The sequence below is a fragment of the Roseovarius sp. MMSF_3359 genome (assembly GCF_030733385.1).
Taxonomy (GTDB): domain Bacteria; phylum Pseudomonadota; class Alphaproteobacteria; order Rhodobacterales; family Rhodobacteraceae; genus Roseovarius.
Genome location: NZ_JASHJC010000002.1, coordinates 112,793 through 132,734 on the forward strand (window position 1 = coordinate 112,793; position 19,942 = coordinate 132,734).

Sequence of the window (19,942 nt, forward strand, 5' to 3'; positions counted from 1 at the left end):
GGCAATCGTGCCAAGGATTTATGCGGTGAGCCGGCGAACGCGAGCGGTCAACCACTCAAGATCGTCATCATGAATCCCAAGCTCGCTCAGGTGGGCGGCGGTGTTGTAGAGGTATTCGTCATTCGGCCCGCGCCCGCCATGGGCCTGCGCGATGATGCCAGCCTGCTCTTCAAGCGGCATCCCGCCGCAATATTGCACGTGATGCGGGTCCACGACGTAGGTCACGGCCTCAACATGGCGGCCATCGGCGAGGCGGATTTCGAGGAATTTCTCGAGATAGGCAGAAGAGATCAACTCGCGTTCACGCAAATATTCCAGCGTGGCATCCTCTGTCCCGTCCACGACGGCCAAACCGACGCCCTGGCAGGTCGCACCGGCCTCTTCATCGAGCGCCAGCACAAGGCCGGGGTTCTCGTGGGTGCCACGATGGTGAACCGACCGCATGCAGAAACTGCGATGATAGTTCGGCAAGGTAGCTATCACCTTTTCGCGCACGTCGAAACCGGGGTTCCACACCAGCGAACCATAGCCGAAAACCCACAATGCCATAGAGTTGTCCCTCGCGCTTTTTACCCTATAAACACCAAAGCCAAGAGGCATGAAAGAGGCATCGGAAAATGAGATTTCTTCTCACCCTCATCCTGCTGGCCGCCATCGGCTGGTCGGGCTATTGGTTTGTCGGCGCAACCGGATCCAAGGCCGCGTTCGAAGGCTGGATCGAGGCGCGCCGCGCGGAAGGGTGGGTCGCGGATTATGCCGCGCTGGACGTTCAGGGGTTTCCCAACCGGTTCGATGCCACCTTCACCGATTTGTCGCTCGCCGATCCCGACACGGGGTTGGCCTGGACCGCGCCGTTTTTCCAGGTCCTTGCGCTCAGCTATCAGCCCAACAGCGTCATTGCCGTCTGGCCGAAGGAGCAGGTGCTCGCGACGCCCCAGGGCAAGTATCAGCTCTCAAGCGATGACATGCGCGCCAGCCTGACCTTGCAGCCCAACACGCAACTGGCCCTGGAGCGGAGCACGCTGACCGCCGGAAATGTTGTCGTTGCGGCCACGAACCCGCCCGAGACCGCCAAGGTTGGCGCTTTGACGCTGGCGGCGGAGCGGAGCGAGGGATCAGACGCCACCTATCGTCTTGGACTGGCTGCGGACAATGTCACGCCCTCTGCGCCATGGCTCAAGACGGTTGATCCGCAGGGGCGTTTGCCCGAGACGCTGCAGACGCTGAAGGCCGACCTGACGGTCACGTTCGACAAGCCGTGGGACCGCGCCGCCATCGAGGTGGCCCGGCCGCAGCCGCGCAAAATCGACCTCAAGCTGGCGCAGGCCCGGTGGGGGCAGCTTGATCTGCAACTGGCCGGTGCCGTGGATGTGGATGACGGCGGGCAACCCAGGGGTCAGATTACCGTCAAGGCCAGGAATTGGCGCGAGATGCTGGACCTGGCGGTGGCGTCCGGTGCGCTGCCCGAAGGGTTACGCCCAACGCTGGAGGATGCCTTTGGCCTAATGGCCGGGCTTTCGGGCAACCCCAACACGCTCGATATCCCGCTGGATTTCCGCAGCGGGCGGATGTTTTTGGGGCCGGTTCCCATCGGCCCCGCGCCAGTGCTGGTGATCCGCTGACGCCTTAACGGCAGTAAGTGCCGCTGCGATACCGTGCTGTGTCGAAATGGAAATGATCACGGTGATACCGGTCGGCACTTGGTCCAAGAACCGTGCCAAACGGCCCGCAGGCAGCCCGGTGGACCTTCTTGAGAATACGGCCGTTCTTGCCGCGTCCCCAATGTTTCAGGACCGAGATCTCGTTGCCGTCACGCAGGGTCAGCGCCGAGATGTCAATCGCGCGACCCTTGCCATGTTCCGAGATCCGGGCGCCCTTGCGATTGTTGCGCGTCCGGCAAGCGTAATGCGCCGCCACGCGCAGTTGCACGATACCGCCGCCACGTTTGCCGACGGCGGGTTTCACACCCTGGTCGATCCACTGTTTCAACGCCCTGGCCGTGCCACAATCCATCACCGCTTGCTGGCTCAGGATGACCCCGCTGACCGACCGGACCTTGACCGCATCATCAACACCACACCCCCGGATCTTGCCGGGGACGCGCCCGACGGCAACGCCCTGGATGTCGATATCGCCGCATACCGCGCCTTTCTTGGCCAGGCGTCGTTCCTTGCGGGTCTGCCGCTGGCGGGATTTCGGCCGGAGCACATCCAGAAGACCGGCATTCTGAACGTCGGTGGCCGATCCGGGGCGGGCCACGGGGCGCAGCGAACTGTCGGGGGCTTTGGCCCAGGCGGCAGAAGATGTGAGAACCAGAACAATCACCAACAACACACGCATCGCTTAGACCTTCCCGCGTCCGAAATCCGGCGCATCCGTATCCTGCCCCGCGTCGATGATCCCCTTGCGGATCGCCCTTGTGCGGGTGAAGTAGTGATGCAGGTGATCGCCATCGCCATCGCGAATGGCCTTTTGCAGGGCGAAAAGCTCTTCGGTGAAGCGCCCGAGAATTTCCAGCGTGGCGTCCTTGTTCGATAGGAACACGTCGCGCCACATGGTGGGGTCGCTGGCGGCGATGCGGGTGAAATCCCGGAAACCCGCGGCGGAATACTTGATGACCTCGCTATCGGTGACCCGGCGGATATCATCGGCAACGCCCACCATCGTATAGGCGATCAGGTGGGGCGCGTGGCTGGTGACAGCACAGACCAGATCATGGTGATCGGCATCCATCTCATCGGTTTTCGACCCAAGCGCATGCCAGAGGCTTTCGAGCCGATCCACGGCATCGCGGTCGCTGCCGGGCACTGGCACAATCAGGCAGTACTTGTTGTCAAATAGCTCCGCAAACCCCGAGGTGGGGCCGGAATGTTCCGTCCCGGCCATCGGGTGCGCAGGCACGAAGTGAACGCCCTGCGGCAGGTGGGGCGCGACGGCGCTGATGACGGCCTTCTTGACCGAGCCCACATCGCTGACTGTGGCGCCGGGTTTCAGGGCCGGGGCGATCTCTTTGGCGACGGCCCCCATGGCGCCTACCGGCACGCAGAGAACCACCAGATCGGCCCCCTCCACCGCCTCGGCGGCACTCTCGCAGACACGATCACACAACCCGATTTCGCGCGCCGTCGCGCGGGTTTCGGCAGAACGCGCATAGCCCGTGACCTCGCCCGCAAGCCCGCTGCGTTTCATCGCCCAGAACATCGACGACGCGATCAGGCCCAGCCCGATCAACGCCACCCGGTCGTAAATCTGGCTCATGCCTCATCCCCCATGAACTGACCCACCGCATGGGCCACGCGGCGGCAGCTTGGCTCGTCCCCCACGGTGATCCGGAGGCAATGGGGCAGGTTGTACCCCGCCACCTTGCGCACGATGAGCCCCTGGGATTTCAGATGCGCATCGCAGGCCTCAGCCTCGGCCTGGTCGGCGAAACGCGCGAGGATGAAATTGGCAAGCGAGGTGTCCGAGATGACACCGTGACCCGCCAGCGCCTCGGCCAGCCAATGGCGCAGCCTTGTATTCTCGTCTCGGCATTTGTCGGCCCAGGCGGTATCGCGCACCGCGGCCTCGGCGGCGGCCAGAGCAGCATTCGAGAGGTTGAACGGCCCCCGCATACGGTTGAGCACATCGACCACATGCTGCGGCCCATATCCCCAGCCCACGCGCAACCCACCAAGCCCGTAGAGCTTGGAAAACGTCCGCGTCATCACGACGTTCTCGCGGCTGTCGACCAGCCCCGCACCGCCATCATACCCTTCGACATATTCCGCATAGGCCCCGTCGATCACCAGAAGCGCCTGCGGCGGCAGGCCATCGGCCAAGCGCGCTATCTCGGCCTCGCCAATCATCGTGCCGGTCGGGTTGTTGGGGTTGGCGATGAAGACCAGCCGGGTGCGCTCGGTGCAGGCCGACAGGATCGCATCCACATCGGTGACACGGCCCCTCTCGGGCACCTCGACCGGCGTGCCGCCATTGGCCAGCGTGGAGATCCGGTACATGGCAAAGCCGTGCTCGGTATGGATCACCTCGTCGCCGGGACCGGCATAAGCCTGACAGAGAAAGGCGATGATTTCGTCACTGCCAACGCCGCAAACCACACGGGACGCCTCGACGCCGTGGACCTCGCCAATGGCTGCGCGCAACGCGGTGTGATCGGTGGACGGATACCGGTGCAGATCGAACGCCATCTTGCGGAAGGCTTCCTTGGCCGCATCGGACGGCCCAAAGGGGTTCTCGTTCGAGCTGAGCTTGACCACGTTGCTGACGCCGTCGATATGCGCCGCGCCACCCTGGTATAGCTCGATGTCCATGATCCCCGGCTGGGGTGTGATGATCGTCATGTATCCGCCTCCCGTGGCGTTTTCTAACGGCGGTGCCAGAACTTGACCAGCACCAAACGAAAAGGGCCGCGGCGGTTTCCCGTCGCGGCCCCTGGCAGAAGGTAGCTATGCTTAGTTCTGCGCGTAGAATTCGATGACGAGGTTCGGCTCCATCATCACCGGATAAGGCACGTCGCTCAGACCCGGTGTGCGGACGAAAGTTGCAGTCATCTTCGAATGGTCGGCGTCGATGTAATCCGGCACGTCACGCTCGGCCAGTTGCACGGCTTCGAGAAGAACGGTCATTTGCTTGGAACGGTCACGCACTTCGATCACGTCACCCTCTTTCACGCGGTAGGAGGGGATGTTGACCTTCTTGCCGTTCACGCGGACATGGCCGTGGTTCACGAACTGACGCGCGGCGAACATGGTGGCCACGAACTTGGCGCGGTAGACGACAGCGTCCAGGCGGCGCTCCAGCAGACCGATGAGGTTCTCGCCGGTGTCGCCTTTCACACGGGCCGCTTCGGAATAGATGCGCTTGAACTGCTTTTCGGTCAGGTCGCCATAGTAGCCTTTCAGCTTCTGCTTGGCGCGCAATTGCAGGCCGAAGTCGCTGATTTTGCCTTTGCGGCGCTGGCCATGCTGGCCGGGGCCGTATTCGCGGCGGTTGACCGGGGATTTCGGACGACCCCAGATGTTTTCGCCCATCCGGCGGTCGATTTTGTACTTGGCAGACGTGCGTTTGGTCACGGCTGATCTCCTTTTATTGGCATTTCGGCTTGATCCGAAAACCGGTTCCCACTTTTCGGGCCGAAATAGCGTCTCCGCCGAACCCGTCGTGCAAACCAGCCCAGACTTGGGCGTCGTGCCGTTGCAAAAGGGCGTTGTCCTCTGGCTTGCGCCTGACAGGCATCCCCTTACGGGGGCCACCAACACCAATGAATGCGCGCTTATACTGCGCCGCAGCGTAGAGTCAACAGGGTTCGTTCACGCGGCAATGACCTCTTATGGTCGCGGGTGCCTCGATCACTGCCGCACGGCCTATTTCCGCACCATCCCCCGGCCCTTCGGATCAAAGCGACCGCATCCAGAATTGCAGCGGATGATCCGTCTCCGCGTCCTGATCCAGATCTTTCCAACGGTAATGCGCAATGGCGCCGTCCACCGGCGCATAGCCGCGTTTGCGCCAGAACGGGTCAAGCGGCGCATATTCCATGGGCCGGAGCGGGTGATCCGTGTTCCGCACCACCGCGCAGAACGCGGAATAGCTACGACCCAGGTCGCGCCCATGCGCCTCCCGCTGGTCGAAAAACCGGTGGCCAATACCCTGCCCGCGATAGTCGGGCAGAAGGACGCTTTCCGCACAATAGAAGATGTCGGTCAGCGCAATGTCGCGCCCAGCAAAAGCAGCGGCAAACTCGGCGTGATCCTCCATCGGGGTGCCCGTCGACGCCCCCACAAGCCGTGGCCCGTCAAAGGCACCGACAAGGATGGCGTTGCTGCTCTCGCGATAGGTCTGCAGATAGGCGCGTTCATATGCGGCGTCGCCGTCATAGAGATAGGGATAGGCGCGAAACACCTCGATCCGCAGCCGCGCCACATCGTCCAGTGCCGCGCCAAGCGCCTCTCCGGTCAGACGTTCGACGCGGATCATGACACCTGTCGTTTCCAGTCAGCCAGGTTGTAATAGGTCACGACGCGGGTGATCTGACCGTCCTCCAGGCTGAAGAACGACCCCGCCGGCAGACAGTATTTCTGACCGGTCGCCTCGGGCAGACCCTCATCGGTCTCAAGATAGGTGCCATTCACAACGAATTCAGCCGCCGCACGGGTGCCGCGTTCGGCCTCGAAGGTCACGATCTCGGTCAGCTCTTCGCGGTAGCAGCGGTTCATGTGCTCGCAAAAGGACTTGAAAAGGTCCTTGCCCTGCCGCACCTGCCCCTCGTTCACGTAATGCTCCACATCGTCGGAAAGACAGGCCAGCATGCCCGGAACATCCCCCTTGTTGAAGGCATCGAAATAGTCTCGCACGGTCGTGTTCATGGGTCTTCCTTTGGCGGGCCCCAACGCTCGGTCAGGTGATTGATGATCTGATCGCGGGTTTGCCGATAGGCGTCCAGCTTGGCCTCCCGGGTTTCGCCAAGGCCGGTCGGGTCCATGATCGGCCAATAAATCACTTCGAGGTGAAACACCCGCGTGAGCTCCAGGGCGCGCCGCTGACTTGCCGGGCTGAGCGAGACCACGAGGTCAAAGGATGACAGGTCGTCGCCCCATTGCTCCATCTCGTCGAAACTGCGCGTGCGGTGGCGATCAAGCTCGACGCCGATCTCGCCACAGACCGAAATGCTGAACCCGTCGATATCCATGTCACTTTTGACACCTGCGGATTGCACATAGGTGTCCGTACCATAGAATTTCTTCATGATCCCTTCGGCCATGGGCGAACGCACGGCGTTATGGTCACAACAGAACAGAACCGACTGAGGCAGCTCCTCGACCATGCAGATCAGGCCCCGAAATGCAGCACGCAGATCAGCGTGAAGAGGCGGCGGGCGGTGTCATTGTCGATCTGGGCCTTGCCGTCCAGGCGTTCTTCGAGGATGCGCGCACCCTCGTTATGGATGCCCCGGCGGGCCATGTCGATCGTCTCGATCTGGCTCGGTGGCATGTTCTTGACCGCATCGAAATAGCTTTCGCAGATGGCCCAGTAATCCTTGACCACCTGGCGGAACGGGCTGAGCGACAGGTGAAACTCCGCCGCCGGTTCCTCGGCCTCGGTGCGGATATCGAACACCAGCCGTTTTTCCCGGATAGATAGCTGCACCCGATAGGGACCAGGCGGCACCACCCGGTCATCGCGCTTGGGCAGATCAAAGACATTGCCTTCGATCAGGTCAAACATCGCCACTTTCCGCTCCTGCTCGATCTCGGGCGTAGGCGGGGGCAGATTGGCGTCATCCAATTCGATATGGCTGATACGACTCATTTCACCATCTTTCACTTGAGAACCATCCGAACCACTATCGCACGATGCATTATTGGGCAATCCGGGTTCCGAACCTTGGGCTGAATCGTCGCTCACGGGGTGCATTTTGGCATCGTCCACCATGGCGGTAACCTCGATCTCGATCACCATGTCGGGGTAAACCAGCGCGGGCATCGGAATGCCGGTCGTGGCGGGACCGGGCGGGGTATAGGCGTTCGACCGGATCAGCAGGTTTTCATGCAGCACCTCGGCGCAAGCATTGCCCTGGTAATAGGTCGTGACCTTGACCACATCGTCCAGACCAGCGCCGAGATCGGCCAGAACGGCCTCGACATTCGCCATGGCACGCCGCGTTTGCGCGACCATGTCACCGGGGTCGATCACGGTGGCGTCGCTGTCCAACGACACCTGCCCGCCCACATGGATCATCCGGCCACACCGATTGCCGTGCTTGTAGGGCAAGGGTGTGGTCCAATCCCAATGCCCCTCGGGCCAGGCATGGGTTTTTTCGCCCCGCATGGCGGTGACATAGATCTTGGTCATCAGGTCCGGATGCGGAAACGACGGGACCGGCATGCCCGTGGGGGCCGGTCCAGGATCGGGAAACCGCGCGGCGCGGATGCGGGCGGGGGCTTCCCAGTCCTCCGCCGTCCCGCCGCCCACGTAGAAGACGTTGAGCTTGACCACATCCGCCATCGCTGCACTAGCCGCCGCCAGAGCCTGCTGCAACCGATCCATCATGATCTCGGTCTGGCCGGTGACGCTGCCCGGCGAAGTCACATCACCCTCCGGTGTCATGGCCGACATGTCGCCCGTGAGGATCATGTCGCCACAGATCACCACATGAGAAAATGCCTCGGGCAGTTGCGGCATACCGGGCAGATGCAGGCACTCGCGTTGCAGCGTTGCGCCATCCGCCGCCTTCATGGCGACGCCTTCGATTTCGATCATCATGTCGGGATAGCAAAGCTCGGGCAGCGCGATGAGGTTGATGACGGGCCGCGCACAGCCGCCCAGAATGCCCGCGATCTGGTCCAGCAATTGCCGCTCCGTGACCGCATCGCCGACAAAGTACACCACGATCCGGACGAGATCCTCCAGGTCAGCGCCAAGATCCCGAAGGACCTCGGCGACATACCCCATCGCAGCGTCGCATTGCGGGTGAACCTGCCCGGGGTTTCGGACGGCACCGGCGGCATCAAGATCCACCTGCCCACCGGTAAAGATCATCTGCCCCGCGCGCACCCCATGTTGATGACTCAGGGCAACGGGCCAGTTCCAATGCCCCTCGGGCCAACTGTATTTCTTGTACATCCCAACATCCGCATGGTGCCTTTGCCGGAAAGCTACACCACTACGCTCAGCGTTCCAGCGCGAAGTTTCGGCCAGGGCGGCAATCTTGGGATGTCAGGCCGCCCCGGCCACGACCCTTGTCAGGCCGTATGCGCGTTATGGCCGAAGTACATGAATTCCCGGTCCATCTGCGCGACCTCGCGCGCGTTCAATGACAGGCTGGCGCCATCCACCATCTGGTAGCTCTGCTGCGCCTTCACCCATTCATCGGCGTTTTGCAGCGTGGTCAGCGTGTAGCTTGTGGTTTCATTGAGGTAATGGGTGGGGATTACCACCTTGGGCTTAAGCCGCTCCACGATATCGTTACCCATCTCGTAGGACAGGATGTGCTGCGAGCCGTCCACCGGCAGGGTCAGCACATCGACCTGGCCAATCGCGTTCCAGAATTCTTCCGGCGGGTTGTGGCGGTTGTCGCCCCAGATCAACGTGCGGATACCGCCCGTCTCGACAAGATAGACGACCATGTCCATATGGCCCACATTGTCCGGCGGACAGGCATTGACGCCAAACTCAGCCAGCGCATCGGTCCAGCTATACCAGCCCGGCGCGACGCAGGCGTGCTTGTCGGCAAAGCCAGTGATCTTGAGGTCTGCGAACTCGAAATTGCCCACCATCCGATCCAGCACCATGGTCGAGACCGGCCGGTCGATGGCGTCGTGGTCGAAATGCGTGTGCGTGGACATGCAGATATCGACCTGCGTTTCCGGGAACTCGTTCTTGAACCACAGACCCCATGCGCCGGACGGATCGTCGCGCCACGGATCAAAAAGCACCGACGCCCCGCCCGGCGATGTGATCTTGATCGCGCAATGACCAAAGAAATCGACGCCGACCGCGCCTTCGACCGCACTCCCGGTCGTTCCTTGCAGGTCGATGACGTGATTGTTGTTGCCCGGCTGCAGCCAGTCGGTCGAATGGGCCTTGGCCGAGGTGCTGCCCAGCATTGTCGCCGCGGCGCCAACACCCGTCGCCCCCGCCGCCATGAAGAAGGAGCGGCGCGAGAGCCCGGGGGCCAATTCATCCCGCGCGCCGTTCAGCAGCGCCGGTTTCAAATCCTCTTTTTTCATATCTGTCGTCCCTGTTGTCTGTTTTCTCACCCGGTCTTTCGGATGGAAGCAGGCTAACAAGTCGGACGGATTGCGAGAGTACGGAAAAATAGCGGGGATAATATGGGGGATTCCCCCATATTATTGGATCGACAAAAGAAGGCTGCGCAGGTTCTGCCCCTTGCCGTGGATGCCCAGTTTGCGGCGGATGTTGTTGCGGTGGAAATCAACCGTGCTGGTCTCGCGGGCGAGGGTCTGCGCGATTTCCTTGGTGGTCTGGCCGCGCATCACCATCTGCGCGATCTCAAGCTCCGCTGGCGTCAGGGATTCGAACGCCGTGGCCAGTTTGCTGGAATACGAGGCCGAGATCGCCTTGAGGCTGTTTTCCATCAGCTCCAGATAGGTCAGCGCCACCGGATCCCCGTTCAGCCGCAACCGCAAACGCGACACATGAGGCATGACCAACCCCTTGATCTGGCGCAGGAATTGCTGGTCGTATTCCTGCCTCGATTGCTCGACATTCGCCAACAGAACCCGCAGCGCGGTGTTGGCCTCTTCCAATTCGTGGGTCCGTTCGCTCACTCGTTTTTCAAGCTGGTCCAGCGTCTCCTGCAACTGCAACTCCAACCGGCTGCGCATGTCGATTTCGGTCAGCAGCACCAGGTCCGCCTCGATCACCCGGGCAAACTCCTTCAACCCGTCGCGGAAGAGCAGCGCCCGCTTGTTTCGTCGCCGGTCCAGCACGCAGATCGTGCCGAACACCGTGCCATCCGGCCATTTCAGCGGATACCCGATGTAGAAACTCATCCCCTCTTCGAGGTCTTCGTTGTCGCACCACCGCGGCTCGCAAGTGGCGTCTTGGACGATCAACTCGCCGTCATTGTCGAAAACGCCCTGACAATAGAGCTTCTCATGCAGGCGGAACTCACGACCGACCTCGTAGGGGTTTCCCTCTGTCTGACTGGTCACCAGAACCGAATGGTGCGGCGCATCGGTGCGCATGACAAGACCTGCAGGCACATCCGAGAGCTTGGCGATGAGATCAATGATCCGTTGCCAATTGGCGATCATCTCGCCGGGGATGTTGGGCATGTCGCGGGGCATGGGCCAAGTCTAAGGCTGCTCCGCGCGGTTAGGCAAGCCTACGGGTCAGTCGTTGAGGTGGTCGAGCCGGGCGCGCACCGACAGGCCATGTGCCTCGAGGCTCTCGGATTGCGCCAGTGTTTCCGCCGCCGGTCCGATGGCTTTGAGGGCCTCGGGCGTCATCCGCGCCAGGGTGGTGCGCTTGAGGAAATCCATCACGCTTAACCCGCTGGAAAACCGCGCGGAGCGGGCCGTGGGCAAAACGTGGTTCGGCCCGCCCACATAGTCGCCAATCGCCTCGGGCGTCCAGGCACCCAGGAAAATCGCGCCCGCATGGGTGATCTTGCAGGCCAGCGCATCCACATCGGCCACGCAAAGCTCCAGGTGTTCGGGCGCCACACGGTTCGACAGTACCGCCGCCGTGTCGAGATCCGGCACCACGATGATCGCGCCAAAGTCACGCCAGCTCGCCCCGGCAATCTCCCGCCGTTCCAGCGTCTCAAGCCGCCGGTCGATCGCGGCGCTGACCTTTTGCGCGAAATCGGCGCTGTCGGTCACGAGGATGGACTGCGCGCTTTCGTCATGTTCCGCCTGGCTCAGCATATCGAGCGCAATCCAATCGGGATTGTTGTCCGCATCGGCGATGACAAGGATTTCCGACGGCCCGGCAATCATGTCGATGCCAACCTTGCCAAAAACCCGCCGCTTGGCGGCGGCGACAAAGGCGTTGCCCGGGCCGGTGATCTTGTCCACCGGCGCAATCGTTTCGGTGCCATAGGCCAGCGCCGCAATCGCCTGCGCGCCGCCGATGCGATAGACCTCATCGACGCCCGCCAGACGCGCCGCCAGAAGGACCAACGGGTTTGCTTCGTCGTCCGGCGTTGGCACGGTGATGGCCAGTCGCTCAACCCCCGCCACCTTGGCCGGGATCGCGTTCATCAGGACCGAAGACGGATAAGAGGCCAGACCACCCGGTACGTAGAGCCCCGCCGCACTCACCGGCGTCCAACGCCAGCCCAGCATCGCGCCCTGCGCATCGGTCCAGCTTTCGTCGGCAGGCATCTGCCGCGCGTGATAGGCCCGGATACGCTCGGCCGCGAGCGCCAAGGCCGCACGCTCGGCCTCCGGCACCTGCGCTATGAGCGCGTCAATCTCCGCTTCGGAAAACCGCAATTGGTCGGCGTCGAGCGTCATCCGGTCAAACCGTTCCGTCAGCTCCAGCACGGCGGCATCGCCCCGCGCCCGAACATCCGCGATAATGCCTGCCACGACATCATCCACATCCGGGCTGTCCTCTCGCTTGGCCCCGAGCAGGGTCGCAAAAGCCGTCTCGAAATCAGCGTCATTGGCGTTCAGAAATACCGGCATGGCGTGGGCTCCTTCGTCGGCCTGTGCCTTACGTCGATCCGCGCCGAGGCTCAAGCCTTGCAGCAAAGATCATGCCCTCAGGCGCCGTGATCCGGGGCTTTCTTTGACGGCGCGGCATAGGGCTGCGTCACATCCTTGAGCGTCACTTCGAGAGCCTCAACCGCCAGCCGGATCGCCCCGTCGCCCGCCAACGTCAGCAGGACCTCGCCCGCGCCATCCGCCCCCGGCTCATATGCGACGGTCAGCAGGGACAGGATCAAACCCTTGTCCCCCCGGTCGATCCCCTGGCTGGCGACGCGCAGGACGTTGTCCACCACCAGAAGGCTGCGCACCCGTTCCGGTCCGTGCCGGTCGCGGCCATCATCCTCCCACCGAAACCGGTTCAGCAGGATGGCAAAGCGGCGGCGGCCTGCCTGCCATGTCATCTCGGTGATCGGGAAAACCGCGTCCTGCACCAGGGACGAGACCACCTCGAGGTCATCCGCATCCAGCGCGCCAAGGTTCAGCGGCGCCTCGCGTCCGTCTTCGAATTTCGCGTCCTGGCTCATCGGTTCGGCACCCGCTCGATCTTGGCGCCCACGCCCTCGAACTTGCGTACCACATGTTCGTAACCGCGATCGAGGTGATAAACCCGGCTGACCACGGTTTCGCCTTCGGCCGCGAGCCCCGCGAGGATCAGCGAGACACTGGCGCGCAAATCCGTCGCCATCACCGGCGCGCCCTTGAGGCGTTCAACACCGGTCACGGTGGCCGTCCCACCATGCACCTCGATCTGCGCGCCCATCCGGGTCAGTTCCGGCGCGTGCATGAAACGGTTTTCAAAAATCTTCTCTTCCAACACGCTGGTCCCCTCGGCGGTACACATCAGCGCCATCATCTGCGCCTGCAAATCCGTGGGGAAGCCCGGGAACGGCTCGGTCGTGACGTCAACGGCGCGAACCCGGCCATTCTTGCGCGCGACTTTCAGGCCCTTCTCGGTCTCGCTGACCGATATCCCAGCCGCATCGAGTTTTTCGCAAAACGCCCCCACGAGGTCGATCCGTCCGCCGAGGCATTCCACCTCACCGCCGCAGATCGCCGGGGCCAGCATATAGGTGCCCAATTCGATCCGGTCGGTCACCACCGGATGGGTTGCCCCGCCCAACCGGTCGACGCCCTGAATGGTGATCGTGCTGGTGCCATCGCCCTCGATCTGCGCGCCCATGCGGCGCAGGCAGGTCGCCAGATCGACGATCTCAGGCTCGCGCGCGGCGTTTTCCAGAACCGTCGTGCCCTTCGCCAAGGTGGCCGCCATGAGCACGTTTTCCGTGGCCCCGACCGACGCAAACCCGAAGGTTACTTTCGCGCCCTTCAACCCCTTCGGCGCCTTGGCATGCAGATAGCCATCGCGCAGCTCGATCTCGGCCCCCAATGCCTCAAGCCCCTGGATATGCAGATCCATCGGCCGCGCCCCGATGGCACAACCGCCCGGCAGCGACACAACCGCGTGCCCGAGCCGCGCCAGCATCGGCCCCAGCACGAGGTTCGAGGCGCGCATTTTCCGCACGATGTCATAGTCGGCCACATGGTTGTCGAGGTTATGGCTCGACATCACCAGGACCTGCCCGTCCTGCAGGCTCGACACCTCGCAGCCGAGCGAGGCCAGCAAAGCGGTCATGGTCTTGATATCCGAGAGGCGCGGCGCATTGGTCAGGGTCAGCGGCTCATCGCTCAGGATCGTCGCCGGCATCAGCGTGAGACAGGCGTTCTTGGCCCCGGCAATCGGAATTTGCCCGTCCAGCGGGCCATTGCCCGTCACCACAATCGAATCCATCTGCTCTACCCTTCGCCTTCGCTCTTGCCTGCCTGTGCCGCACTACGTGCCCGCGTCTGCGCCTTACGCCGCGCCAGATTGGCTTTCAACGCCTGTTTCAGCCGGTCTTCGCGCGTTTCGCCCGTTTGTTTCGGTTTTTTGGTCGGCGCTTTTTTGTCCATGTTAACTCTCTACATCAGCCGACAATTAGCGTCCAGATAACCCTTGCACCATATCCAATAAGCGTCTAATCAGCGCGCCACGACGTGCTGCTGTAGCTCAGTGGTAGAGCGCACCCTTGGTAAGGGTGAGGTCGGGAGTTCAATCCTCCCCAGCAGCACCATTGAATACCATAAAATATATATATTTCAATATCTTACACTATGTATGGTAATTTCTATCCACCCTATTAACCACCTTCATGATCGGAAAACTTGAAATTCGCTGGTTAGCCTAAAATAGGCTGGGCTCATTACGCTCTGGGGGACAATTGGTTTGGTTTCGATGCGTTCCGAGCCTGGAAGATTCGTAGGGCGATGTCGACCACTAGCGTCTATTCCGAGTTGACGAGAACAGGTATTCAGACAGATCAGGTACGTGCTGTGGTTCGAGGCAATCACCGGCTTGTTTCTTCCAGAACCTAAACTTGTGAAATGACGGCTTTATTCTTGCCATTCCCCGTGAGAGTGTCGAATGGAAAACACCTGACAACACGATTAGCCCAAGCCCAGTCAATCCACATAAGAGGTATGCCGTGAATGCGAACCACAGTGGCCAGCCCGAAAATGCGACTATTGCAGCGAGCAACGAGCCCAGGAACATCGCGACGAAGATGATGACAGCCATAATTAACTCCCGCATAAGCTTAATTACTACAAGTTTAACAAGATACGAGTTTGGTTACTTAACGGTTAATTAAACCAAAATTCCCGACTTTCTGACATTGGCACTACCAATTGCTCAAGTGCGGGCTGATAGCAGATCAAGCGAAGTAGCGTTTTCTTAACTTCTTAGTGGCAAATTGTTAATCTCCACTAATGGGATTTAGAGAATGGCATTCTCAATTTTCTTTGGTTCGATAACTGCCGCCGCCGCTGCCTTGTTGTTGTTCTTGGTTTTAGTCCTCTTGCACGAACGGTTCGCGCGCCAAAGCAAGAACAAGACCAAACAAATTTGCTTAAAGAGCGGCCAGTTAAATAGTGGTTCCAACAACTAGCATTCTGAAAAGACGTGGAAGCCCCATAGTGATTTCTTAATATCTTGATGTAATTCATTGAGGATGTTGTTTGGGGGTCTGCAATGAGTTTTCTCATCGGTTTTTCCATGATCGCAATGATTGCTGGAGTTTTTCTTCTGCCTGAGGCCTCCGTCTTTCGCCGCAGTTCTCTAGCAGGAAGAAACAAAGAGGCTGACGCACAACGTCACTGCATGGAAGAGGCCACTCGCCTTCTGCAAAGTGGCGCACCTGACTACAAAATTGAAGTGTGGCTATGTGCTGCCAGAGACCCCGAGACTGCGGAGCAAAAACTAAGGGACGGCCTGCCTGGTTACGGGTTGGCGTTCTGACTTAGAAGCTATTGGCTTGAAACATATCGCAACTCCTTAGAAAAATTGGCGCGCTTAGCTGGTTTACCGAATTAACCCGGCAGGCGGGATGGCTGGTCCGTAGCAAGCTTCCAGAGAGCCGCGAAACACACGACTTTAGTGTTATGGACGACCTCGACAAGCTCGATGCCCGTCTAAGCTCAAAGGACTGCTCCGAAAACCTAATGTTGTTGCTGGAACTAGACGGGTTCTTGCATGGGACTGCCTGTGGCCGCACCGAATGACGGTTCTGTAGAAAGGGCGGATGTATGGCTCGATTTGCTTCATTCTTTTTTTGCTGTTCTATCCTTTGGAACATGTTGCGAATTCCCCTGACCAATCGTAACTCTGCATTCTCCTTAGTCTCCATTTTTTGAGTATCTAACTTTCTTCTTGCAGCTGAGATCAAACACAGTGTCCAATATAGAAAACTTGACCGCTGAACTCTGTGATCAGCTGATGCAAAAAGCATCCTCAGGTGACCTCGAATGCGTCAAAAAGTCTGTGGCAATGCTCATCGAATACTCCGCCTTTGAGGTAGCTCGACACCGGAATTCAAGGGCTTCGGTCTCACTGCTTGAAATCGCGAAGCAGTTTGAAGATTCTTTCCCTGTAGACGAAGCTACTTAACGTTCGGAACTCGTTTCTGCCTTAGCTCGCGCGAGTTCCAGAATCAGACTTCGTTTAGTCTAGGGTACTGCAAGCCAAACTGAAATGGCAGGTTGAGTCATTAAGAAGAACGCTCACTCAGAAGTATCAGTGTGATTATCTAGACCGCCAAGCCATACCTCTCTAGTTCCAAAAATCGAAAACTCTACTCAAATGGTGACTTCGGGCTCAGAGCTGAGGTAGGCAAACTGGATTACACTTCTCAACCCGACCTCGCCACCACCAACCTTGGCTCCTTGGGAAAGCTCCTGATATCAAACCAGGTGAACCGTGTACCGTCTGCGTTGGTCTTATTGCCCCACACCAGTCCATCTGATCCCTGTCGTATCAATCCCGCCCGGAACGCGCGCAGGTCAATCAGATACCAGCTATCAATTGCCGTCTGAGAAGCGTTGGCATGGCCGTAGAACAGCCAGTCACCCTTGCCGTTCACTATCTTGGACAGCTCAGTCTCCGCCCCTGAGGCGACGCGAGAGCGGATGGTGAACTGATGCGGGTATTGGGTGGCGTATCCCGGTCTGCGCACCCTTGCGGCTATCCGCATGTCACGAGCGTCCAGCATGAGCAAATCGGTTGCCTGGTGCCAGTCCAGCGGATCCGGTGAGGTTTCCAGCAGATGGCTCCCGACGATACGCTTGATCTGCGGCAAGAACTGGTCGGACCAATTACGGTTGGTTTGATAAATGTTCATATCTCAAATGTCCCCTACAGGGGGTAGTTACTCACTAACGTCACTTTGGCTGCGGCACCTCCACCATGCCCTCGGCGACCGCAATAGCATCATCACAGGCGCGGCCCAGAGCCAGCAACAGAACAGGCAAACCATCGCCCGGCTGCGGCGCCTCGGTTTCGGCATTGGCTCTCTCGCTGGCCAATCCAGCCAGGCCCTGCACCTGTTCCATCGTCTCACGCAGGTATTCGTATTCATCCATCGTCAGTGGCATGTGGCTTTCTCCGAAAAGGGTAACTTTAAATTCATATTTCTGTTGTTAATTGGCGATGTCATATCTGACATTCGCACTGTGTTAGAAGCCTCGCCACTCATACCCGGCGGGGCTTCTTTCTTTCCCCACAGAATTTCCCAATCAGCGTAATACAAACTTCATAATCTTCTCGTTAGGTGCCAACATTGCCTCGATAGGGGTATAGAGTTTGGGAGCCCCATCTAATCTGCTCACAGGGGCTTCCATTCTCTCAAAAGAAGTCCTCGCAAATGACCGCGACCTCAACGCCCTGGGCCTCCAGTGCTTCCAGGTTCGCAGAGACATAGGCAGGCTTGGTGCCAAGTGCCCTTTCATCTGCCAGGATGAGCTTGTCACCCGGTCGCATGATCTTGCACAGCAACTTGTAACCGGGACGGTCCATCACACGGCCTTCCCGAATGTCTGTCATCACGAGCTCGGCGCCCACGTAATAGGCCCGGCGCACGTTGATGTCCGCTGGTCCATTGCGGGGTTCAGCGACATAGCCAAACACCCGCTTGTTATCCTCACGGAAGGCTTCGGGATGACAGACACCGCAAGTCATCTCACCCCCTTTCCTGCGATGTCTGACTGGCTTTCGACAGAATTTCGTTCTGCCGCTGCAGCTCCAAGATTTCTTCCGTTAGCCTGCCCGCAATGTCACCAATGACCTCAAGAAGGTTCTGATAGCCGTCACGTTGTAGATTGACGTTCATGATGCTTTCCGAGGCGGCAACGCCTACGCGAGCCAGAGACAAGATATGGCTTGCGCTCATGAAGGGGTCGCCGTCGATTTCGCGGTCGTAGATGTGGTCACTCATGCGACTTGCCCTTCTGCGAGTGTCTGCCTGACGCTGTAGACAACCGCGCTGGAGGGATCTTCCTCGGAATGACAATCGCCCCAATCAGCGATCCAGTAGTCGAGCTGCGCGATCATGCCTTCGCGGGTCTTCGCAACCGTCTGGCCGATGAGCGCGGAAAGCCTTGCTTCCTCAGCCTCCATCGCTTTGACAACGGGTTTGTCCCAGTCTTCCTCATGTCCGGATGCGGCCTTGCACCAGGTTGCACGGGCAACTTTCCATTCTTCGAGCCAGGCAACATGGGGGTCTGATTTGGCTTTGACCGCTTCCATTTCCTGGAATGCACCAAGTAACTCATGAGTGCGCCGGATCGCGTCCTGGTACCCGCGTTTGTACTCTTCCGAGTCATCGCCGCCAACATCAGTGGCCATGGTCGAGGCAATCTCTTCGGGGTGGTCGAACTTACCCATTTTACCCTCCTGCTTGAGCTGTTGTCTGGTTGTCGTCCCTGAACACTCGGCCAAGAGCATGACCAAGGCCTAGCAATGCCCTGATCTGCGGCTCGGTGCCTCTCTCTTTGCGGTCTGATTGCACGATGTCCCACACGACAATCTGCAGCGCATAGATGAGGTTTTCGGCGTCGTTGATGGCTCCGTGTGCGTCATCAATGTTGTCGCTGATGCTCATGAAATCGCTCCCTCTTCTTTGGCGTTATGGTTTTGAAGCTTGAACTCCGCCCGGCGCAGCGCACGTTCCATCTTCCGGGCCTGGGTCTCAGCCGCGTCGATGTCGTCAGCGAGGCGCTCTGCCTTTTCGATGACCTCACAAATCAACGCATGGGTTGCGTTGCTGGCGGGGCTGCAGAACTTCTCGGTTTCGTCGTAGAGGATGCCGACGCCCTGGCAGAGGCCGTAAAGGAACACGGCATCTACCTTGATGTCGTCAAGGGGTTTGGGGGCTGTCATCAGCGTGCCTCTCTTGCTGGCTAGTGGATGGCGTATTCATGCACCGCGCCATCAATGGCGATGCGGGAGATGGTGGCGAGGTTCACAGAGCGCGCAGCGGCCTTGTCAGCGTCCCAGACAGGCATGAGATGCGGATGACGCTCAGCGCGGGTCTGCGCGGCCTTACGGGCGCTCTCCGAGGCACTGTCGCCCCTGAGGTGATACTTGAGCGTGGCGGGCTGTACGCGCATCACGCGCTCGGTTCCGTCCTTCTTGGTGAAGGTGACGGAGACAAACCGGCCCTTGGCGGCAGCAATCATCCGGCGCTTGGCTTCCATCTCAGCCTTGGCCTGCTCTTCGGCCTCGCGTTCTTTCGAGGCGTCGTAGGCACTGCGCAACTCTGACAGTCGGGCCAGCCCCTCGTGACCTAAGGTGGTGCGGTTCTCCAGATTTTGGATTTCTTCCCACAACTCAGCGGATGGGCGCAGGACTTGCTTGGCGCGCTCGGCTGCGATGACCGCCCGGCGTTTCATCTCAGCCCATGCTCGGCGCAGGGCATCGGGAAACACTTCGCGGAGTTTGGAGGAAGGCAAACGGCGGCTGAACAGTTCCTGACGGGCAAGGCTCCAGGCAAAGGAAAAAACTTCTGATCGGTTCATAACTTGGGTCATTGCGCAGCCTTTCGTATGCTGTTAGCATATAAATAGTGTCGATAGCATATGCTGTCAACACCTTAAATATGCTGACAGCACACAAAGGTGGCAAATGACGCCCGAGCAGTTCAAAATGGCCAAAGCGGCACTTGGTCTAAGCAATCCTGAGTTAGCAGAAATGACTGGCCTTCACCGGAATACACTCAACAAGCTTGATAAGGGTGAAGGAAAAGACTCGACCAGCAAACTGGTGCAGCTAACTCTCGAAGCGGCTGGCATCGAATTCATCCCCGAAAACGGCGGCGGACCAGGTGTCAGGTTGAAGAAGTAGATGGCAAGCCTGAAGTATCTTAAAGGCAACGGTTATCTTTAAGATGAGC

Annotated in this window: 26 protein-coding genes, 1 tRNA gene and 1 pseudogene; 4 read left to right on the plus strand and 24 right to left on the minus strand. The window is 59.7% G+C overall.

Annotation, left to right across the window (positions count from 1 at the left end):
- Positions 1-18: 18 nt before the first annotated feature.
- Positions 19-549 (minus strand): gamma-glutamylcyclotransferase, encoded by a 531-nt coding sequence (locus RBB29_RS03335; protein ID WP_306112759.1) that lies wholly within the window; start codon positions 547-549, stop codon positions 19-21.
- Between the two features lie 68 nt (positions 550-617).
- Between RBB29_RS03335 and RBB29_RS03340 the strand changes: the two genes are divergently transcribed.
- Positions 618-1,622 carry a DUF2125 domain-containing protein gene (locus tag RBB29_RS03340; protein WP_306112760.1) on the plus strand — a complete coding sequence of 335 codons (1,005 nt, stop codon included), beginning with the start codon at positions 618-620 and terminating at the stop codon, positions 1,620-1,622.
- 4 nt (positions 1,623-1,626) lie between these two features.
- Here the strand turns inward: RBB29_RS03340 and RBB29_RS03345 are convergent, their stop codons facing one another.
- From RBB29_RS03345 to RBB29_RS03415, 15 genes and pseudogenes are all read right to left on the minus strand, one after another.
- Positions 1,627-2,340 carry an extensin family protein gene (locus RBB29_RS03345; RefSeq protein WP_306112761.1) on the minus strand — a complete coding sequence of 238 codons (714 nt, stop codon included), beginning with the start codon at positions 2,338-2,340 and terminating at the stop codon, positions 1,627-1,629.
- 3 nt (positions 2,341-2,343) lie between these two features.
- Positions 2,344-3,258: a prephenate/arogenate dehydrogenase family protein gene (locus RBB29_RS03350; protein ID WP_306112762.1), complete on the minus strand. Its 915-nt coding sequence runs from the start codon at positions 3,256-3,258 to the stop codon at positions 2,344-2,346.
- On the minus strand, positions 3,255-4,340 hold the full coding sequence (gene hisC / locus RBB29_RS03355) for a histidinol-phosphate transaminase (RefSeq protein ID WP_306112763.1): 1,086 nt from the start codon (positions 4,338-4,340) through the stop codon (positions 3,255-3,257). The genes RBB29_RS03350 and hisC overlap by 4 nt, the downstream gene beginning before the upstream one ends.
- A 111-nt stretch (positions 4,341-4,451) precedes the next feature.
- The gene (gene rpsD, locus RBB29_RS03360; protein ID WP_306112764.1) at positions 4,452-5,072 is read right to left on the minus strand and encodes a 30S ribosomal protein S4; all 621 of its coding nucleotides are present in this window, start codon (positions 5,070-5,072) and stop codon (positions 4,452-4,454) included.
- Between the two features lie 322 nt (positions 5,073-5,394).
- Positions 5,395-5,976 carry a GNAT family N-acetyltransferase gene (locus RBB29_RS03365; protein WP_306112765.1) on the minus strand — a complete coding sequence of 194 codons (582 nt, stop codon included), beginning with the start codon at positions 5,974-5,976 and terminating at the stop codon, positions 5,395-5,397.
- Positions 5,973-6,365 carry a ketosteroid isomerase-related protein gene (locus tag RBB29_RS03370; RefSeq protein ID WP_306112766.1) on the minus strand — a complete coding sequence of 131 codons (393 nt, stop codon included), beginning with the start codon at positions 6,363-6,365 and terminating at the stop codon, positions 5,973-5,975. Before RBB29_RS03370 ends, RBB29_RS03365 begins: the two co-directional genes overlap by 4 nt.
- Positions 6,362-6,823 (minus strand): low molecular weight phosphatase family protein, encoded by a 462-nt coding sequence (locus RBB29_RS03375; RefSeq protein WP_306112767.1) that lies wholly within the window; start codon positions 6,821-6,823, stop codon positions 6,362-6,364. The genes RBB29_RS03370 and RBB29_RS03375 overlap by 4 nt, the downstream gene beginning before the upstream one ends.
- A 5-nt stretch (positions 6,824-6,828) precedes the next feature.
- The gene (locus RBB29_RS03380; protein ID WP_306113090.1) at positions 6,829-7,308 is read right to left on the minus strand and encodes a UPF0262 family protein; all 480 of its coding nucleotides are present in this window, start codon (positions 7,306-7,308) and stop codon (positions 6,829-6,831) included.
- Positions 7,309-7,437: 129 nt separating this feature from the next.
- Positions 7,438-8,622: pseudogene (locus RBB29_RS03385) on the minus strand (RidA family protein); the annotation flags it as partial.
- 119 nt (positions 8,623-8,741) lie between these two features.
- Complete coding sequence (locus tag RBB29_RS03390) at positions 8,742-9,728, minus strand: MBL fold metallo-hydrolase (protein WP_306112768.1); 987 nt, start codon at positions 9,726-9,728, stop codon at positions 8,742-8,744.
- A gap of 120 nt (positions 9,729-9,848) precedes the next feature.
- On the minus strand, positions 9,849-10,811 hold the full coding sequence (locus RBB29_RS03395) for a LuxR C-terminal-related transcriptional regulator (RefSeq protein WP_306112769.1): 963 nt from the start codon (positions 10,809-10,811) through the stop codon (positions 9,849-9,851).
- Between the two features lie 45 nt (positions 10,812-10,856).
- The gene (gene hisD, locus RBB29_RS03400) at positions 10,857-12,158 is read right to left on the minus strand and encodes a histidinol dehydrogenase (protein ID WP_306112770.1); all 1,302 of its coding nucleotides are present in this window, start codon (positions 12,156-12,158) and stop codon (positions 10,857-10,859) included.
- 77 nt (positions 12,159-12,235) lie between these two features.
- Positions 12,236-12,706 carry a DUF2948 family protein gene (locus RBB29_RS03405; RefSeq protein ID WP_306112771.1) on the minus strand — a complete coding sequence of 157 codons (471 nt, stop codon included), beginning with the start codon at positions 12,704-12,706 and terminating at the stop codon, positions 12,236-12,238.
- Positions 12,703-13,971: a UDP-N-acetylglucosamine 1-carboxyvinyltransferase gene (gene murA, locus RBB29_RS03410; protein ID WP_306112772.1), complete on the minus strand. Its 1,269-nt coding sequence runs from the start codon at positions 13,969-13,971 to the stop codon at positions 12,703-12,705. The genes RBB29_RS03405 and murA overlap by 4 nt, the downstream gene beginning before the upstream one ends.
- 5 nt (positions 13,972-13,976) lie before the next feature.
- Positions 13,977-14,132: a hypothetical protein gene (locus RBB29_RS03415; protein WP_306112773.1), complete on the minus strand. Its 156-nt coding sequence runs from the start codon at positions 14,130-14,132 to the stop codon at positions 13,977-13,979.
- An 86-nt stretch (positions 14,133-14,218) separates the two neighbouring features.
- Here RBB29_RS03415 and RBB29_RS03420 point away from each other — a divergent pair.
- Both RBB29_RS03420 and RBB29_RS03425 read left to right on the plus strand, forming a co-directional pair.
- Positions 14,219-14,293 (plus strand) — tRNA-Thr (locus RBB29_RS03420).
- 956 nt (positions 14,294-15,249) lie between these two features.
- Positions 15,250-15,516 (plus strand): hypothetical protein, encoded by a 267-nt coding sequence (locus RBB29_RS03425; protein WP_306112774.1) that lies wholly within the window; start codon positions 15,250-15,252, stop codon positions 15,514-15,516.
- Between the two features lie 889 nt (positions 15,517-16,405).
- Here RBB29_RS03425 and RBB29_RS03430 read toward each other — a convergent pair.
- From RBB29_RS03430 to RBB29_RS03465, 8 genes are all read right to left on the minus strand, one after another.
- Positions 16,406-16,894 (minus strand): hypothetical protein, encoded by a 489-nt coding sequence (locus RBB29_RS03430; protein WP_306112775.1) that lies wholly within the window; start codon positions 16,892-16,894, stop codon positions 16,406-16,408.
- A gap of 40 nt (positions 16,895-16,934) precedes the next feature.
- The gene (locus tag RBB29_RS03435; protein ID WP_306112776.1) at positions 16,935-17,147 is read right to left on the minus strand and encodes a hypothetical protein; all 213 of its coding nucleotides are present in this window, start codon (positions 17,145-17,147) and stop codon (positions 16,935-16,937) included.
- Between the two features lie 250 nt (positions 17,148-17,397).
- Positions 17,398-17,730 carry a hypothetical protein gene (locus tag RBB29_RS03440; protein ID WP_306112777.1) on the minus strand — a complete coding sequence of 111 codons (333 nt, stop codon included), beginning with the start codon at positions 17,728-17,730 and terminating at the stop codon, positions 17,398-17,400.
- Between the two features lies 1 nt (position 17,731).
- Complete coding sequence (locus tag RBB29_RS03445; RefSeq protein WP_306112778.1) at positions 17,732-17,986, minus strand: hypothetical protein; 255 nt, start codon at positions 17,984-17,986, stop codon at positions 17,732-17,734.
- Positions 17,983-18,435: a hypothetical protein gene (locus RBB29_RS03450; protein ID WP_306112779.1), complete on the minus strand. Its 453-nt coding sequence runs from the start codon at positions 18,433-18,435 to the stop codon at positions 17,983-17,985. The genes RBB29_RS03445 and RBB29_RS03450 overlap by 4 nt, the downstream gene beginning before the upstream one ends.
- A 1-nt stretch (position 18,436) precedes the next feature.
- Positions 18,437-18,652, minus strand: coding sequence for a hypothetical protein (locus tag RBB29_RS03455; RefSeq protein WP_306112780.1), 216 nt, complete (start codon positions 18,650-18,652; stop codon positions 18,437-18,439).
- On the minus strand, positions 18,649-18,930 hold the full coding sequence (locus RBB29_RS03460; RefSeq protein WP_306112781.1) for a hypothetical protein: 282 nt from the start codon (positions 18,928-18,930) through the stop codon (positions 18,649-18,651). The genes RBB29_RS03455 and RBB29_RS03460 overlap by 4 nt, the downstream gene beginning before the upstream one ends.
- Positions 18,931-18,950: 20 nt before the next feature.
- On the minus strand, positions 18,951-19,568 hold the full coding sequence (locus RBB29_RS03465) for a hypothetical protein (RefSeq protein WP_306112782.1): 618 nt from the start codon (positions 19,566-19,568) through the stop codon (positions 18,951-18,953).
- A 106-nt stretch (positions 19,569-19,674) separates the two neighbouring features.
- Between RBB29_RS03465 and RBB29_RS03470 the strand changes: the two genes are divergently transcribed.
- Positions 19,675-19,893, plus strand: a complete 219-nt coding sequence (locus tag RBB29_RS03470) for a helix-turn-helix transcriptional regulator (protein WP_306112783.1) — start codon at positions 19,675-19,677, stop codon at positions 19,891-19,893.
- Positions 19,894-19,942: the final 49 nt, after the last annotated feature.